We start from the raw sequence: 16,716 nt of genomic DNA, 5'->3' as shown, positions 1-16,716 counted from the left end.
CGATGATGCCTGTCGCGGCTGAAGCCGCTCCTACGAAGAGCTTGAAGCAAGAGCCACAGCAAGAGCAACAGCTTCCGCTGGCGCGGGTCACTTTTCTTTGCTTGTGCAAAGAAAAGTAACCAAAAGAAAGCACACCCCGCAGCGCGCCCTCCGCGCTGCGCGCTCCGGGTCCGCAGACCCAACGGGCATTTTTCGATGGCACATCCATGTGCCAACGAAAAACGGCGCGCATCCTGCGCGCCGCCCTTCGGGTATTCGCCCGCCGGGTCTGCCGCGCTGAGGGGACCCGGTAGATCAAAAACAAAACAAAAGCCAAAGCCAAAGCCAAAGCCAAAGCAACAGCAACAGCAACAGCAACAGCAACAGCGGGGTGCCGGCTCCCGCATCGCGGTGACGATGGCGGCAGCATGACGCGATGAGACGCATGTCAGGCCAACAGCAATTGCATCGCCTTCGCACCGAATGACCTCTGCCACACACCCGTGCACACGGCGCATTGCTGTAGTGCAGATTGAGGCGGACCTGGGTCAATGTGATAGTGCGAACGTCATCACCTTTGTGTCCGCCATGCTTAGTTCCGCTTACAACGCCGATACCGTCGCCGCCTTCATCCAGGGCGCGCGGCGCCTGCTGGTCCTCACCGGTGCGGGCATGTCCGCCGAGAGCGGCGTGCCGACCTTTCGCGGTCAGGACGACAGCCTGTGGGCGCGCTTCGATCCGCAGCAACTGGCCACCGAAGAGGCGTGGCGGGCGGACCCGGCGTTGGTCTGGGGGTGGTACCGCTGGCGCATGGCGATCGTCGCCCAGGCACAGCCGCATGCCGGACATCACGCACTCGTGCGCCTGGCCGGCTTGAAGAGCACCACCTTGGCGACCCAGAACGTGGACGACCTGCACCAGCGCGCCGGCAGCGAGGTCGCCGCGCATGTGCATGGGCGCCTGTCGGCGCTGCGCTGCAGCGACTGCGCCCAGGCCTGGCACGGGCTGCTGCCGCCGATCGACGTGCAGGCGCCGACCCAGCGCCTGGCGCCGCCGGTGTGCGCGGCCTGCGGCGGCGCGGTGCGGCCGGGCGTGGTGTGGTTCGGCGAGGCGCTGCCGGCCGCCGACTGGGCGCGCGCCGAGAGCGCCGCCGATGCGGCCGACCTGGTGCTGGTGATCGGCAGCTCCGGCCTGGTCTATCCGGCGGCCGGGCTGCCGCTGCGCGCCAAGGAACGCGGCGCCTACGTGGTCGAAATCAATCCCGAGCCCAGCGGCCTGTCCTCGCGCGCCGATCTGCACTGGCGCGACAGCGCGGCGGTGGCCTTGCCGCTGTTGTTGCAGCGCTGGCCGGCGAACTGAGGTCGGGCGCCGGCGATCCGCGCCGCACGCGGTCAGCGCAACGAACGCAGGAACGCGTCCACCGCGTCGGTATAGGCCGACGGCAGGCCCAGGTCGTGGTTGATCTCGGCGTGGCTGCGGTCCTGCGGCAACACCTCGACGCGGATCCGCCGCGCGCCCGCCTTGTCGGCCAGGTGTCGGGCCTGTGCGCAGGCATCGGCGCGGCGGCTGGAACACACCGCCAGCAGCGGCGGCGCCGCGCTGCCCATCTGGTGATACGGCGAGGCGGCGATCCAGTCGCTGCGCTGGCTGCCGAAGGCGCGGTCGTACAGCGGCAGGTGCCGCGCCTGCATCACCTGCTCCACGTCCATCGCGGCGCTGTCCAGCGCCACCGTGGCCAGCGGCGGGTGCGCGCCGGCCTGCGCCAGCAGCGTCGGCGACAGGTCCAGCAGCGTCACCAGGTGCGCGCCGGCCGAGTGCCCCATCAACACCGTCCTTGCGCCATCGGCGCCCCAGCTTGCTGCCAGCGCCTGCACCTTGGCCACGGCAAGGGCGACATCGCTGGCCTGTTGCAGCGGCGTGGCCTGCGGCAGCATGCGGTAGTTCACCGACACCAGCGCGTAGCCCTGCGGCAACCAGTGCGCGGCCTTGTTGGCGGCGACGCCGGGATTGTCCTTGTCGCCGTTCGCCCAGCCGCCGCCATGCACCATCACGATCAGCGGCGCGTTGCGCGCATTGGCGGGCAGGTAGACATCGAAGCGCTGCGCCGGATCGGCGCCGTAGGCGACATCGCGCAGCACGCGCGCTCCCTGGGGCAGCGGCGCGCTTGGCGTGGCGGCGGCCGATTGCGCAAGCCGCGCGCGCAGCCGTTCGCGCAGGCGGCCATCCTGCGCATGCAGCGCTGCGGCGTGCAGCGCGGTCAGCAGCAGCGTCATACCGAGCAAGGTGCGGGCGAGCGAGATCATGGGCGGACTCCTTGGGGGGCGCAGGCGTGGGCGGGGAGGGCGCGATGCGTTGCCGATACGATTGCGGTGCGCACGGCAGCGGTTGCTGCGGCGCGTGCGGCAGCCGGCGTCGGCACCGCGCCGGCGTTCATGCCTCGCGCACCCGCAGCGTTGCGCGCAGTCCGTGCGGCGCGGCGTTGTCCAGGCGCAGTTCGCCGTGGTGTTGGCGGGCGACGCGCTCGACGATCGCCAGGCCCAAGCCGCTGCCGCCGTGGCCGCCATGCACGAACGGCTGCTGCGCGCTCGCGGCCAGCGCCGGATCCAGCCCGGGGCCGTGGTCGCGCACCTCGATGCGCCAGCCGTCGCCGTCGCGCGCCAGGCGCAACTGGAACGGTGCGGCGCCGTGGCGCTCGGCATTGCCGATCAGGTTGCCGAGCGCGCGCTGCAGCGCCATCGGCTTGGCGTACAGCGGCGCCTGCTCCGGTAAGTCCACCTCCCAGGCCGTGCGCGTGGCGCCCAGCGCATGCCGGCACAGGTCGGCCAGGTCCAGCGGCGCGCTGGCTTCGTCGCGGCCGTCGCGGGCATAGGCGATGAACTGCGCCAGGATCGCGTCGATCTCGCCGATGTCGCGCTCCATGCCGTCGCGCAGTTCCGGATCCACCTGCGGCAGCAGCGCGAGCGCGTATTGCAGGCGGGTCAGCGGCGTGCGCACGTCGTGGGAGATGCCGGCCAGCATCAAGGTGCGCTCGGCCGCGGCGCTGCGGACGTCGGCGCTGGCATCGGCCAGAGCGCGCGCCAGGTCGTTCACTTCGCGCGGGCCGCCGCCGGCGATCGGCACGTCGCCGTCGCCACGCACGATGTGCGGCGCCGCCAGGGCCAGTCGCCGCAGCGGCAGCACCAGGCGCCGTGCGAAATAGGCGGCGGCCAGCCAGACCAGCAGCGCGCAGGCGGCCAGCAAGGCCACCGAGAAACGGCGCACGCCATGGCCGCGGCGTTCGCCGGAAAACGCCACCCACAGCGGATCGGGCGTGGCCAGCTTGAGCCACAGCGCACCGTCTTCGCCGCGGCGAAGTTCGCGCCCCTGGCCGAGTTGGCCGGCGGCGCGCCCTTGCACTGCGTCGGCCAGCGGGCCGGCGCGCTTGGCGGCCGGCGGCGGAGCGTGCCGGACCTGCAGCCCGGCCTCGTGCAGCGCCGGCTCCAGCGCAGCGGCCGACGGCGAGCGCTGCAGCGCCTCGGCGACATTGGCGAAACCGTCCAGCGTGCGCAGCACCTGTTGCGCGGCCGGACGCAGCGCCAGTTCGCGGCCGAGCAGCAACGCCAGCAGGCCGGCGCCGGCCAGCACCAGCGCGATCACCAGCACCAGTTGCCCGAACAGGCTGCGCGGCCAGCCGTCGCTGCTGCGGCGGGCGCGGCTCATGGCGCGGCCTGCGGCGGCACGTAGACGTAGCCGATGCCCCACACGGTCTGGATCAGCCGCGGCGTGCGCGCGTCGTCTTCGAGCAACTTGCGCAACCGCGCCACGGTGACATCGATGCTGCGCGCGAAGGCGTCGTGTTCGCGGCCGTGCGCCAGGCTCATCAGGCGGTCGCGACTGAGCGGCTGCTGCGGATGCCGCAGCAGCACCGACAGCACCGCGAACTCGGCGGTGGTCAGCTTCAGCGGCTGTCCGTCGCGACTGAGTTCGCGCCGGCCCAGGTGCAGGCGGAAGCGACCGAAACCGATCTCGCCGCCGTCCGGCTGCGGCGCGCCGGCGCCGGCCGGTCCGGTGCGGCGCAGCACGGCGCGGATCCGCGCCAGCAGCTCGCGCGGGTTGACCGGCTTGGGCAGGTAATCGTCGGCGCCGATCTCCAGGCCGACGATGCGGTCGATCTCGTCGCCCTTGGCGGTGAGCATCACGATCGGCGTGGTGTCGCCCTGGCCGCGCAGGCGCCGGCAGATCTCCAGACCGTTTTCGCCGGGCAACATCAGGTCCAGCACCACCAGGTCGTAATGGCCGCGCGCCAGCGCCTGCTGCAGCTGGGCACCGTCGGCCACCGCCTTCACCGAAAAGTCCTGGCTTTCCAGATAGCGGCGCAGCAGCTCGCGCAGACGCGCGTCGTCGTCGACCAGGAGCAGGCGGGCAGGGGCGTCGTTCATGGCCGCCACTATCGGCTGCGCCGCGGCCGCCCGGCAACGCCCGGCGCGCGGATTGTGTAAGCGGATGTTTCTGCCGCCGCCGGCGGAAACATCCGCTGGCCAGAACCCAACACCTTGCGCCCGCGCGCGGCCTACCGTGACTCCACCGCAGCGTCCCCGTGCTGCTTCCTGGAGAACCACGATGACTCTTTCGCTACGTAGCGCGATCCTGTTGATCGCCCTGGCCGCAGGCGGCCTGACCGCGGTGGCGGCGCCCGATGCGCAGGCGCGCGAACGCACGCGCACCCGTACCGCCAGCCATGCGGACGGTGCCCGCAGCGCCGCGGTGAATGCCAGCGCCAGCGGCGCCCATGGCAGCCGGATGCGTGCGCGGCAATGGCAGGCCGATGGCCAGGGCAACGTGACGGGCAGCAGCGGTGGGACCGCCAGCGGTGCCAACGGCGGCTCCGCCACGCGCCAGGGCAGCTTCTACCGCAACGCCGACGGCAGCGCCGGCCGCCAGGGCAGCGCCAGCGTCAGCGGCGCCAACGGCGGCAGCGCCAGCAGCAGCGGCAACATCGCCAGGAGCGCCGACGGCAGCGTCGCCGGCAGCCGCCAGACCAGCGCCACCGGTGCCAACGGCGGCAGCTACCAGGGCGCGACCACGGTCGCCGGCGGCAGCGTCAGCCACACCGGGACCTGTACCAACGCCGCCGGCGAGGTCGTGGCCTGCCGTCCGTAGCCGGACGCCCGAGCGTGGCGATCGCGCGCGGCGGCCAGTCACCGCAGGTCGCCACTTTTCCGTTTACCCGTCATCCGAGAACCGCCATGAAGACACGCATTGCCCAAGGGCTGCTGTGCAGCCTGCTGTTGGCCGGCAGCGCTGCCGCGCAGACCGCGCCGAGCGCCGCACAGAAGCAACAGCTCCAGCAAAAGCTCAAGACCGCCGACGCCAACGGCGATGGCCTGATCAACCGCAGCGAAGCCGAGGCATCGCTGCCGCGTGTCGCCAAGCGGTTCGACGCGCTGGACCGCAACCACGACGGCCAGCTGTCGCCGGACGAACTGCGTGCGGCGGTCCAGCAGGCCAGGCAACAGGCCGGACAGCGCTCGCCCTGAGCCGGCGCGGCCGACGGCGGCATCGCGCCTGCATTCCAGTCCCGGCAGCGCGGGCACCGCGCGGCTACCGTTTCCCCCGCCGCCCGCCGCCCGCCGCCCGCGTAGCGGTGGCCCGCGTCCCGCGCAGTTGGCGCGGATCGGCGCGCACCGCCATGCACGGCATCCGCCGAACAGACGCGCCCGGCCCTTGCGGCATGGGCGCTGCGGCCGTTTCCAGGCCCGATTCGGCGTCCCGCAGCGGGGATTTGCGGCGTTGTTACGGCAAACGGTTGCCCCGCTTGGCTTTTCGAAGATATGACTACATTTAGCGTTGACGACGCTCGGGGACCCCACTATCTTGTGGTGGTCGGTTCCAGCAGCCACCAGGCTGCGGGATCAAAAGGGAAGCCGGTGCGGCGCGCGAGCGCTCAGGCCGGCGCTGCCCCGCAGCGGTAATTGGGAACGAACCCGTCACCCGCACTGAGGCGCCCTGCCTTGGGAAGCGATGGGCTAGGAAACCGGCCAGCGGCCGTCGCCCATAAGCCCGAAGACCTGCCGACAGCCGCGCGATGCACACAGCGCGGCGCCGACCGTTGCATCTCCGGGGGGAGAGGGTCGGTGAAGCGGTGACCGCCCGCAGGCTCGCGCCTGCGCCGTCGCGGTCTCTGCGACACCGCGTCGCCACCCTGCTGATCCGGCCGGACCGTTGCCTGCGAGGGTCAGGCAGCCGGGTGCACCACGCTTGGAGACCTTCATGAGCCAGACCCACAGCCTGCCGGCCGCAGCCCCCCTCGACACCGCCGACGTCGAACCCACGCCTGCCGCCGCCGCTGCCGCGCAACCCGATGCGGCCGCCGGCGAGCCGAGCAACGACCAGCGCGCCGTGACCTGGATCGTCAAGGACGGCGGCAACCGCCGCATGGCCTTCGACCGCTCGCGCCTGCAGCGCACCCTGGACCGGATCCATGCCGAGTTCCCGCAGCTGGACGTGGCCGACTACGAGCGCAAGGCGTTCGCCTTCGTCGAGAAGAAGGAAAGCCTGTCGGCCGACGACATGGTCGACTACCTGATCCGCGAGGCCGAGTCGCGCGTGGACATCGCCACGCCGGAGTGGGAGTACTTCGCCGCGCGCCTGTACCTGCACCGCCTGTACAAGCGCGCCAGCAAGAACCGCTTCTACGATGCCGGCGAGAAGTACGGCTCCTACGTCGGCCTGCAGGAAAGCCTGGCCGATCGCGGCGTGTACTCGATCGACATCCTCAAGAACTACTCCAAGGACGAGCTGGCCGAAGCCGGCAAGATGATCGATCCGGAGCGCGACAAGCTGTTCGCCTACAACGGCCTGTACCTGCTGGCCACGCGCTACCTGGCCACCGACAACTCGCGCAAGGTGTACGAGCTGCCGCAGGAGCGCTGGCTGACCATCGCGCTGTACCTGATGCAGGACGAGGGCAAGTCCGGTAAAGGCGGGCGCGAGCGCCGCATGCAGCTGGTGGGCGAGGCCTACTGGGCGCTGTCCAACCTGTACATGACCGTGGCCACGCCCACGCTGGCCAACGCCGGCAAGATTGGCGGGCAGCTGTCGAGCTGCTTCATCGACACCGTCGACGACAGCCTGCAGGGCATCTACGACTCCAACACCGACGTGGCGCGCGTGTCCAAGCACGGCGGCGGCGTCGGCGCCTACCTGGGCTACGTGCGTTCGTCCGGTTCGGCGATCCGCGGGGTCAAGAACTCCAGCGGCGGCGTGGTGCCGTGGATCAAGCAGCTCAACAACACTGCGGTGTCGGTGGACCAGCTCGGCCAGCGCAAGGGCGCCATCGCCGTGTACCTGGACATCTGGCATCGCGACATCGAAGCGTTCCTGGACCTGCGCCTGAACAACGGCGACCAGCGCCTGCGCGCGCACGACGTGTTCACCGCGGTGTGCGTGCCGGACATCTTCATGGAAGCGGTGGAGCGCCGCGGCGAGTGGTATCTGTTCGACCCGCACGAAGTGAAGGAGGTCAAGGGCTGGTACCTGCAGGACTTCTTCGACGAGAAGCGCGGCGAAGGCACCTTCCGCGCCAAGTACGAGGAAGTGGTCGCCGACGAGCGCATCGGCCGCAAGGTGGTCAAGGCCATCGACATGTTCAAGCGGATCATGGTCAGCCAGCTGGAGACCGGCAACCCGTTCATGTTCTATCGCGACGAAGTCAATCGCATGAACCCGAACAAGCACCAGGGCATGGTGTATTCCAGCAACCTGTGCACCGAGATCCTGCAGAACATGAGCCCGACCCGGGTCATCCAGGAGATGATCAGCGGCGACCAGATCGTGACCACCAAGCAGGCCGGCGACTTCGTCGTGTGCAACCTGTCTTCGGTGAACCTGGGCCGCGCGGTCACCGCGCAGCCGGACCTGCTCTCACCGGACGTGCTGGAGCGGTTGATCCGGGTGCAGGTGCGCATGCTCGACAACGTCATCGACCTCAACGACCTGCCGGTTCCGCAGGCCACCATCACCAATCAGAAGTACCGTGCGATCGGCCTGGGCACCTTCGGCTGGCACCACCTGCTGGCGCAGAAGGGCATCGACTGGAACTCCAAGCAGGCCGAGGAGTACAGCGACGCGTTGTACGAGCGCATCAACTACCTGACCATCCAGGCGAGCCTGGCGCTGGCCAAGGAGAAGGGCGCGTACAAGGTGTTCAAGGGCAGCGACTGGCAGAACGGCGAGTATTTCAGCAAGCGCGGCTACACCAGCCCCGAGTGGCAGGAACTGGCGGCGCAGGTCAGCATCAACGGCGTGCGCAACGCCTGGATGGTGGCGGTGGCGCCGAACATGAGCACCGCGCAGATCGCCGGCTCCACCGCCTCGATCGACCCGATCTACAGCGCGTTCTACTACGAAGAGAAGAAGGACTTCCGCCGCCCGGTGGTGGCGCCGGGGCTGACCGTGGACACCTATCCGTACTACGAGAAGGGCGCCTACCGGGTCGACCAGTTCGCCAGCGTGCGCCAGAACGCGCGCCGCCAGCGCCATGTCGACCAGTCGATCAGCTTCAACTTCTACGTGCCCAGCACCATTCGCGCCAGCACTCTGCTCGACCTGCACATGACCGCGTGGAAGGAAGGCCTGAAGACCACCTACTACGTGCGCTCCAACGACATCGACATCAGCGAATGCGAGTGGTGCTCGAGCTGATCGCCACCGCGTAGCGGCGCCTGCGCGCGCATGGCTTCCCCGTGGGGATGCCATGCGCGTGGTGCGCCACTCCCCGCATCGCCGCGCCGCTTGCCGGCGCGCTTCACCAACGAACGAATCCGACCCATGGCCATCGCGCTCGACCGCATCAAGATCCTCGAACCGATGCATCCCAACCGTTCCACCGGGATCATCAACGGCACCACCAGCGGCATCCTCAACTGGAACGACATCCCGTACCCGTCGTTCTATCGCGCGTACAAGGAGCTGTCGACCAACTTCTGGATCCCCGACGAGGTGGACATGAAGGGCGACGCCAAGCAGTACGGCGAACTGTCGGCGCGCGAGAAGAACGCCTACGACTCGATCATCGGCCTGCTGGCCACGCTGGATTCGCCGCAGACGCGCTTCATCTACAACGTCGCCGAATACATCACCGACCCGGCCGCGCACGCCAACGCGGCGATCATCGGCCAGCAGGAAGTGATCCACAACGAGAGCTATTCCTACGTGCTGGCCTCCATCGCCGGGCTGGCCGACCAGAACCGCGTGTTCGAGATCGCGCGCACGCACCCGACCATCATCGCGCGCAACCAGCCGATCATGCAGGCCTACGACGACTTCATGCGCGAGAAGACCGCCGAGACCCTGCTGCGCTCGCTGATCCAGTCCTCGATCCTGGAAGGCATCAATTTCTATTCGGGTTTCGCGTACTTCTACAACCTGGTGCGGCAGAACCGCATGACCGGCACCGGCAAGATCATCAGCTTCATCAACCGCGACGAGCTGGCGCACACCAAGTTCATCAGCGAGCTGATCCGCGCCATCATCGGCGAGAACGCCGAGCTGCAGACCAACGAGCTGACCGACTACGTGCACCAGGCGTTCGAGCATGCGATCCGGCTGGAGACCGAGTGGTCCTCCGAAGTGCTGGACGGCATCGAGGGCATCGACGTGGACGAGATGATCCAGTACGTGAAGTACCGCGCCAACAAGATGTCCGGCATGCTCGGCATCGAGAAGCTGTACACCGACGCCAGCGACAACGTGATGCCGTGGATCAAGGCCTACGCCGACAACTTCACCGAGACCAAGACCGACTTCTTCGAGATGCGCAACGCCAGCTACAAGAAGACCAACTCGGACAACGGCTTCGACGATCTTTGAAGGGCCGGGATGATCAGCCATTCGGCTGCTGAAAAGCCCGGGGATTGGGCATTCGGGATTGGTAAAAGCCATGCCAAACCTGTTTTTCCTAATCACCGATCTCCTATCTCCACTCATTGACTCCGAGAAGCAGCGGTCCGGGAATGTGTGAGGCGTGATTTGGTCGCGGTCACGCCGAACCCACTTTTTCGAATCCCCAATCCCCAATCCCCAATCCCCAATCCCTGCCTCATGCGCCTCCTGCTCGCCTACGCCTCGCTCAGCGGCAACACCCGCGACGTCGCACGCCGCGTGCATGCGCAGTGCGAGGCCGCCGGGCACCAGGTGACCTGGATCCATACCGACCTGCAGACCCTGCACGGCGCGCTCGGCGACGCCGCGCGCGCGGCGGACTTCGACCTGCACCTGCTTGGCAGCTGGAGCGACAACGCCGGGCGTACCCCGGCGGAGATGAAGCGCTACATCGCCGAGCTGGTCGAGGCGACCGGCAGGACGATCGAGGTCGCCGCGTTCGGCACCGGCGAGACGCAGTGGGGGCTGGAGTACTACTGCGGCGCGGTCAAGCGCATCGCGCGTTTCTTCGACAGCGCCTATCCGTTGCTGGAGATCGAGCAGATGCCGCACGGCGACCGCGACAACGCCGCGATCGACGCCTGGTGCGCGCAGGTGCTGGCGTTGCGCGCCGCACGTGCGCGGCCGGACGGCGCCGTGCACGTGGCGTCCTCCGCCGAACCCGCGCCCGGCAGTTTGGCCGGGTTCGCCTCGATGGCGTTGCCGCCGCACGGCAGCGGTTGACGCCATAGCGGTCCCATTCGTTTCCTGGCAACGCCGGTCTCGCGCCATCCCGCGCCAGGCATCCTCCGACATCAGACAAGGTTCCGCTCCATGTTCACCACCATCACCGTCGCCACCGCCGAACAGTTCGCCGACGCCATCGCCGCGCATCCGCGCGTGCTGGCCGATTTCAACAAGGACAACTGCCCTGGCTGCCGCATGCTCGACAAGTCGCTGGAGCGCTTTGCCGAGAGCGACAGCGCGCAGGGCGTCACCTTGCTCAAGGTGAAGATGGAAGACGTGGGCGAGGAGTTCTTCCGCGCCCAGGGCCTGCGCCAGACGCCGACGCTGATGCTGTTCCGCCAGGGCGAGGAAGTCGCGCGGGTGCCGGGCTTCGTGCCGCCGGCGAAGATCGACGAAGCGGTGCGCGCGCATCTGGCCTGAGCGCGCTCGCCGCATGCCGATCGGCACCGCGTTTCTGTAGGAGCGGCTTCAGCCGCGACAGAACCTACGGATAGAACCTGCCGCGGCTGAAGCCGCTCCTACAGGATGTGCTGCGCATGCGCCGCTACCGCGCTTGACCTCAACCACGCTTGAGGTCGTCCAATACAGGCTCCCGCACAAGGAGCCACCATGCGCATCGCCCAACTGAGCCTGCCCGTCAGCGATCCCGCGGCGAGCGCCGCGTTCTATCGCGATCTCTTGCACCTACCGGTCGCGGCCACGCAGGTGCGCATCGGCTGGAGCCTGCTCGATCTGGTACCGGCCACCGCCGCGGTCGGCAGCGTGCATCTGGCCTTCAACATCCCCTCGGCCCGCTTCGATGCCGCCTGCGCCTGGCTGTCCCGGCGCGTGCCGTTGCTGCGCGATCCGCTGGGCGAATCGCGCTTCGCGCTCGACGCGGCGTGGCAATCGCAGTCGGTGTATTTCGCCGGGCCCGACGGCGCGGTGCTGGAGCTGATCGCGCGCAAGCCGCTGCCGGTGGAAGCCGTCGCCGACGGTGAATTCTCCGTAGCCGAGTTGCTGTGCATCAGCGAGATCGGATTGCCCAGCGCGCAGGTGCCGGCGGTCGCCGCGGCGGCGCGGGAGCGGATGCGGCTGCCGCCGTTCATGCCGGTATCGGACGTGTTCGCACCGCTCGGTGACCATGAGGGGTTGTTGATCGTGGTCGATGCGCAGCGGCGCTGGTTCCCCGAGCAACGCCAGTTGCCGTTCGCGCAGGGCGTGCGGGTGGTGGTTGAAGGCGTGCGCGGCGGGGAGGTGCTGCGCGACGCGGCGGGGTGGGAAGTGGTGTCGCAGTGAGCCGTGCGGCCATGCTCCTGTAGGAGCGGCTTCAGCCGCGACAGACTCTATCCGGAGGTTCTGTCGCGGCTGAAGCCGCTCCTACAGGGGCATCCAGCTTCCACTACCCGCGCTTGCCCTTCGCATGCGCCTGCGCCAGCTGCCACAGATGGCGCACCACCGGCAGCGCCTGCGCGGTGGCCGGCAGCGTCGCCAGCGCCAGGCGCGCCATCGGCACGCGACCTTCGATGTCCAGGTAGCGCACGCCGGGCAATTGCACCTGGGTGGTCGAGGCCGGCACCACCGAGACGCCGAGTTCGGCGGCGACCAGGTTCACGATCGACGACATCTGCGGCGCTTCCTGCTTGATCTGCAATTCGAAACCGGATTGGCGGCAGGCCTCAAGGATTTCGTCGTACAGGCTGGTGCCGAAGCTGCGCGGGAACAGGATGAATGGTTCGCCGGCCAGCGCCGACAGCGGCGCGCGCCGGCGCCTGGCCAGGCGGTGCGCGGCCGGCACCGCGATCTTCATCGGCTCGTCGGGAAACTTCAGCAGTTGCAGTTCGGGCGGCGTGACCACGCTGTAGCGGATGAAGGCCGCATCCAGGCGCCCCTGCACCAGCGCGGCAAGCAGGCCGGCGGTGTTGGTTTCCTCCAGCGCCAGCGTCACCGCCGGCCAGCCGCGCCGGAAGTTGCGTACCAACGCCGGCACGATCGGATTGAACGCGGCCGAGGCGGTGAAGCCCAGCCGCAGCACGCCGCTCTCGCCGCGCGCGGCGCGGCGGGCGGCCTCGCCGGCGCGTTCCAGGTCGGCAAGCACGCGCCTGGCCTCGACCCGGAACGCGCGGCCGGCTTCGGTGAGGTCCGCGCCGCGCGGGGTTCGCACGAACAGCGGCGTCCCCAGTTCCTGTTCCAGCGCACGGATCTGCTGGCTCAACGGCGGCTGCTGGATGCCCAGCTGCGCCGCGGCGCGGGTGAAGTGGCCGGCCTCGGCGACGGCCAGGAAATAGCGCAGGTGGCGCAGTTCCATGTCATATCCAGAAGATATGGAAAGTGCCTGGATCATATATTGGACACCGGATCGGCGCAGGCAAATACTGGCGACCCTTGTTCGTTGCCGCGTCGTCGTGACCACTTCCAGCCACTGCCCGCCGCTGCAGGCCGTGGCGGACGCGCCGCTGTTGCGCATCCGCCTGGCGCTGTTCCTGGCCGGTTTCGCCACCTTCTCGCTGCTGTACAGCGTGCAGCCGTTGTTGCCGTCGTTCGCGCGCGAATTCGGGGTCGACGCGGCGACCAGTTCGCTGCCGCTGTCGCTGGCCACGGGCGGCCTGGCGATCGCGATCTTCTGCGCCGGCGCGGTGTCGGAGAATCTCGGCCGGCGCGGGCTGATGTTCGTGTCGATCGCGTTGGCAGCGGTGCTCAACCTGGTCGCCGCGTGCCTGCCGCATTGGGGCGCGTTGGTCGTGGTGCGCGCGCTGTCCGGCGTCGCCCTGGGCGGGGTACCGGCGGTGGCGATGGTGTATCTGGCCGAGGAAGTGCCGGCGTCCAGGCTCGGCGCCGCCACCGGCCTGTATGTGGCCGGCAACGCGTTCGGCGGCATGGTCGGGCGCATCGGCATGAGCGTGCTCACCGATCATTTCGACTGGCGTACCGCGCTGGCGGCGGTCTCGGCGATCGACCTGCTGGCCGCGGTCGGCTTCGTGCTGCTGCTGCCGCCCTCGCGGCATTTCGTGCGCCGCCGCGGCATCAACCTGCGCTTCCATCTGCAGGCCTGGGGCGGGCATCTGCGCGATCGCTACCTGCCGTGGCTGTTCGCGATCCCGTTCCTGGCGATGGGCGTGTTCGTCAGCGTCTACAACTACGCCGGCTTCCGCCTGGGCGGGCCGGAATTCGGGCTCAGCCAGAGCCAGCTCGGCATGATCTTCAGCGCCTACGTATTCGGCATCGTGTCCTCGTCGGTGGCCGGCGCCGCGTCGGACCGCTTTGGCCGCGGCCCGGTGGTGCTGGCCGGCATCGCCACCGCCGCGCTCGGCGTGGCGCTGACCGTCGCGCACGTGCTGGCGGTGGTCATCGCCGGCATCGTGCTGCTGACCATCGGTTTCTTCATTGCGCACTCGGCGGCCAGCGCCTGGGTCGGCCGCCTCGGCGGCCAGAACAAGGGCCATGCCGCATCGCTGTACCTGCTGGCCTACTACAGCGGCGCCAGCCTGATCGGCTCGCTCAGCGGCGCGGCCTGGCAGCACGGCGGCTGGAATGCGCTGGTCGCTTGCTGCCTGGTCCTGCTGGGCATCGGCCTGGTGGCCGCGCAGGTGTTGCGCCGAGGTGCCGACGACAGCCGCCCCTACGGCCGCTTCGGGCCGCATCCACCGCGCGGCGAGTGAGCCGCGCCGCCGTCAGCCAACGAGGATTCCGCGATGCAGATCGACCACCTCGACCATCTGGTCCTCACCGTCGCCGACATCGAGGCCAGCTGCGCGTTCTATGCGCAGGTGCTGGGCATGCGCGTGGTGACCTTCGGCGAAGGCCGCAAGGCGCTGGCGTTCGGCCGACAGAAACTCAATCTGCATCTTGCCGGACACGAGTACGAGCCCAAGGCGCGCACGCCCACGCCCGGCGCGGCGGATCTGTGCTTTCTCACCGCCACACCGCTGGTGCGGGTGGCCGAAGAACTGCAGGTCGCCGCGGTGCCGATCGAGGACGGGCCGGTGCAACGCACCGGCGCCTGCGGGCCGATCCTGTCGCTGTACTTCCGCGACCCGGACGGCAACCTCATCGAGGTCGCCAACCCGCTCTGAATGCGGGCGCCGTCGCGGCGACGCCCGCGCCGTGCGCTCACTCCGAGTAGCTTACCGACAGGGTCACGTTGGCATAGCCGCCGCTGCCGCCGACCAGGCGGAAGAAGTAGCTGCCCGTGGCCGGCAGCGCCATCTGCACGTTCTGCGTGGTGCCGCTGCGCACCGAGCTGGAGTCGGCGTTGCTGCCGTCGGCGGCGGGCGCGCGCACCGCGCGCACGTACAGCTTGAGCTGGCCGCTGCCGCCGAGGGTGCGGATCTGCAGGTTGCGGGCGTTGACCGGTACGTCCAGGCGGTACAGCGGTCCCTGGCCGGCCGCGGCCGACAGCTTGGCGATGGTGCCGCGGCCCACGCTGACGGCCGTGGCCTCGTCGCCGCCGCCGCTGGCGCCCGCGGCGCGGGCGACGGCCTTGGCGGCGTTGAGGATGCCGGCGCCGATGTACGGCGTCTGCTTGCTCGGGAAGGGATTGGAGGTCTGGGTCAGGATGTCGCGCAACTGCGCCTGCGTGGGCAGCGGGCGGTTGGCGTTGAGCGCGGCGCTGATCGCCAGCGCGACCACGCCGGCCACGTGCGGCGAGGCCATCGAGGTGCCCGCATAGCCGGCATAGGCCGGCTGGTCGGGGCCCTTTTCGCCGGTGTTGAGGGTGGACCAGATCAGGCCGGTGCGCACCGAGCCCGATCCGCTGGCCGCATCGTTGGGATAGACGCCGCCGCCCGGGGCCGACAGGGTGATGGTGTTGCCGTAGTTGGAGTAATACGCGCGGCCGCCGGTGATGCCGTTGGCCGCCACGTTGATCACGCCCGGGCAGCTGGCCGGCGAGTACGCCGCGGCGTCGGCGTTGTCGTTGCCGGCGGCCACCACCACCACGCTGCCGCGCGCGATCGCGCTGGAGATGGCGGTGGAGGTCACCGAATCCTGCGCGCAGGAACCGCCGCCGCCCAGGCTCATGTTGATCACCTCGGCCGGGTTCGCGTTGTCCGGCACGCCGTCGATGTGGCCGCCGGACGCCCACACGATCGCATCGGCGATGTCGGCGGTGGTGCCACCGCAGTGGCCGAGCGCGCGGATCGGCAGGATCTTCGCGTCCGGCGCCACGCCGGCCATGCCGACGCCGTTGTTGGTGCGCGCGGCGATGGTGCCGGCGACGTGGGTGCCATGCCAGGAACTGGTTTTCTGTTCGTCCGGCTGCGCGCAGCCACCATTGGCGACCAGGTACTTGTCGTCGGTGGTCCAGTCGCCGGTGTCCCAGCCACCGGCCACGCGGCCGTTGCTGGCGCGGCCGGAGAGCAGCGCATCGCTGATGAAGTCGTAGCCGGCGCCGGCCAGCGAAGTGTCCAGATCCGGGTGCGCAGTGATGCCGGTGTCGATCACCGCGACCACCACGCCCTGGCCGGTGCCGTACTGCCAGGCCGGCGGCAGGTCGATGCCGCCGCGGTTGGGATAGCCGGTGGTCTCCGGTGCCAGCGTCTCCAGGTGGCCGTCGGGCGTGCGCAGGTGCCACTGCACCACGTAGCCCGGATCGTTGGGTGCGGCGACCGCGTTGGCGGTGGCCTGGGCGGTGCTGCGCACCGGCTTGAGCAACAGGTTCGGTTCCACGTGCGCCACCGCCGGATCGGCCTTGAGGCTGGCCATCAGCGTTTCCAGCTGCGATTGGCTCAGGCGGCGGTCGGGCCGGACCAGATCGGCGCCGATCCCTAGCCGGCGCACCCGGTTCAGCGCCGGCGCGCTTTGCCGGTAGGTGGCCGCCCACACGTTGGCGGCGCTGCGCGCGGTCATGATCTGCTTCAGCTTGGCGGCGGCGGCGCCCGCATCGCGGCGCTCGCTGCTGCCGTCGCGGTAGGTCACGATCAGGCCGTCGTAGACCTTGGATTGGCCGGGCGCGCCGTTTTCGAGCACGGAGAAGCGCGCAGCGGACTGCGCGTGCGCGCTGGAGGCCAGCGCGATGCCCAGCGACAGCGCCAGCAGGTTGCGGGGAAACGAGGAAATGTCGGACATGTCGGGTTCTCTACGAAAGGTCGGAAGCTGCGCAGGCGCAGGGTG

Annotated in this window: 15 protein-coding genes and 1 riboswitch; of the genes, 10 read left to right on the top strand and 5 right to left on the bottom strand. The window is 69.5% G+C overall.

What is annotated here, in order from left to right; genetic code table 11:
- The first annotated feature begins 567 nt into the window (after positions 1–567).
- Entirely contained in the window at positions 568–1,338 is a 771-nt protein-coding gene (locus AB3X08_RS21275) for an SIR2 family NAD-dependent protein deacylase (protein WP_369934989.1), read from the top strand.
- A 32-nt stretch (positions 1,339–1,370) separates the two neighbouring features.
- Here the strand turns inward: AB3X08_RS21275 and AB3X08_RS21270 are convergent, their stop codons facing one another.
- From AB3X08_RS21270 to ompR, 3 genes are all read right to left on the bottom strand, one after another.
- A complete protein-coding gene (locus tag AB3X08_RS21270) occupies positions 1,371–2,282 on the bottom strand; it encodes an alpha/beta hydrolase (protein ID WP_369934988.1) in 912 nt (303 codons plus the stop codon).
- A gap of 127 nt (positions 2,283–2,409) precedes the next feature.
- Positions 2,410–3,678, bottom strand: coding sequence for an ATP-binding protein (locus AB3X08_RS21265; RefSeq protein ID WP_369934986.1), 1,269 nt, complete (start codon positions 3,676–3,678; stop codon positions 2,410–2,412).
- Positions 3,675–4,397, bottom strand: coding sequence for a two-component system response regulator OmpR (gene ompR, locus AB3X08_RS21260; protein WP_369934985.1), 723 nt, complete (start codon positions 4,395–4,397; stop codon positions 3,675–3,677). Before ompR ends, AB3X08_RS21265 begins: the two co-directional genes overlap by 4 nt.
- Positions 4,398–4,578: 181 nt before the next feature.
- Between ompR and AB3X08_RS21255 the strand changes: the two genes are divergently transcribed.
- The 7 genes from AB3X08_RS21255 (at position 4,579) to AB3X08_RS21225 (ending at position 11,904) form a co-directional block, all read left to right on the top strand.
- Entirely contained in the window at positions 4,579–5,118 is a 540-nt protein-coding gene (locus tag AB3X08_RS21255) for a hypothetical protein (RefSeq protein ID WP_369934983.1), read from the top strand.
- A gap of 86 nt (positions 5,119–5,204) precedes the next feature.
- A complete protein-coding gene (locus AB3X08_RS21250) occupies positions 5,205–5,495 on the top strand; it encodes a hypothetical protein (RefSeq protein ID WP_369934982.1) in 291 nt (96 codons plus the stop codon).
- 330 nt (positions 5,496–5,825) lie between these two features.
- Positions 5,826–6,049: riboswitch (cobalamin riboswitch) on the top strand.
- A 179-nt stretch (positions 6,050–6,228) separates the two neighbouring features.
- Positions 6,229–8,661: a ribonucleoside-diphosphate reductase subunit alpha gene (locus AB3X08_RS21245; RefSeq protein WP_369934980.1), complete on the top strand. Its 2,433-nt coding sequence runs from the start codon at positions 6,229–6,231 to the stop codon at positions 8,659–8,661.
- Positions 8,662–8,787: 126 nt separating this feature from the next.
- Positions 8,788–9,828 (top strand): ribonucleotide-diphosphate reductase subunit beta, encoded by a 1,041-nt coding sequence (locus AB3X08_RS21240; RefSeq protein WP_145703830.1) that lies wholly within the window; start codon positions 8,788–8,790, stop codon positions 9,826–9,828.
- Positions 9,829–10,059: 231 nt separating this feature from the next.
- Positions 10,060–10,623: a flavodoxin gene (locus tag AB3X08_RS21235; protein ID WP_369934978.1), complete on the top strand. Its 564-nt coding sequence runs from the start codon at positions 10,060–10,062 to the stop codon at positions 10,621–10,623.
- 90 nt (positions 10,624–10,713) lie between these two features.
- Complete coding sequence (locus AB3X08_RS21230; RefSeq protein ID WP_369934977.1) at positions 10,714–11,046, top strand: thioredoxin family protein; 333 nt, start codon at positions 10,714–10,716, stop codon at positions 11,044–11,046.
- A gap of 189 nt (positions 11,047–11,235) precedes the next feature.
- Positions 11,236–11,904, top strand: coding sequence for a VOC family protein (locus AB3X08_RS21225; protein WP_369934976.1), 669 nt, complete (start codon positions 11,236–11,238; stop codon positions 11,902–11,904).
- A 103-nt stretch (positions 11,905–12,007) separates the two neighbouring features.
- Here the strand turns inward: AB3X08_RS21225 and AB3X08_RS21220 are convergent, their stop codons facing one another.
- Positions 12,008–12,913 (bottom strand): LysR family transcriptional regulator, encoded by a 906-nt coding sequence (locus AB3X08_RS21220; RefSeq protein WP_369934974.1) that lies wholly within the window; start codon positions 12,911–12,913, stop codon positions 12,008–12,010.
- A 97-nt stretch (positions 12,914–13,010) separates the two neighbouring features.
- Here AB3X08_RS21220 and AB3X08_RS21215 point away from each other — a divergent pair, with 97 nt between their 5' ends.
- Together AB3X08_RS21215 and AB3X08_RS21210 are read left to right on the top strand one after the other, a co-directional pair.
- Positions 13,011–14,264 carry an MFS transporter gene (locus AB3X08_RS21215; protein WP_369934973.1) on the top strand — a complete coding sequence of 418 codons (1,254 nt, stop codon included), beginning with the start codon at positions 13,011–13,013 and terminating at the stop codon, positions 14,262–14,264.
- Between the two features lie 33 nt (positions 14,265–14,297).
- Positions 14,298–14,678 (top strand): VOC family protein, encoded by a 381-nt coding sequence (locus AB3X08_RS21210; protein WP_369934971.1) that lies wholly within the window; start codon positions 14,298–14,300, stop codon positions 14,676–14,678.
- A gap of 37 nt (positions 14,679–14,715) precedes the next feature.
- Here the strand turns inward: AB3X08_RS21210 and AB3X08_RS21205 are convergent, their stop codons facing one another.
- Entirely contained in the window at positions 14,716–16,671 is a 1,956-nt protein-coding gene (locus tag AB3X08_RS21205; RefSeq protein ID WP_369934969.1) for a S8 family serine peptidase, read from the bottom strand.
- Between the last annotated feature and the right edge of the window lie 45 nt (positions 16,672–16,716).

Origin of the sequence: Xanthomonas sp. DAR 34887 (assembly GCF_041245805.1) — a bacterium.
GTDB classification, from domain to species: Bacteria; Pseudomonadota; Gammaproteobacteria; order Xanthomonadales; family Xanthomonadaceae; genus Xanthomonas_A; species Xanthomonas_A tesorieronis.
Note: the sequence above shows the minus strand (reverse complement) of the source record. Positions and strands in the feature narration are given on the sequence as shown.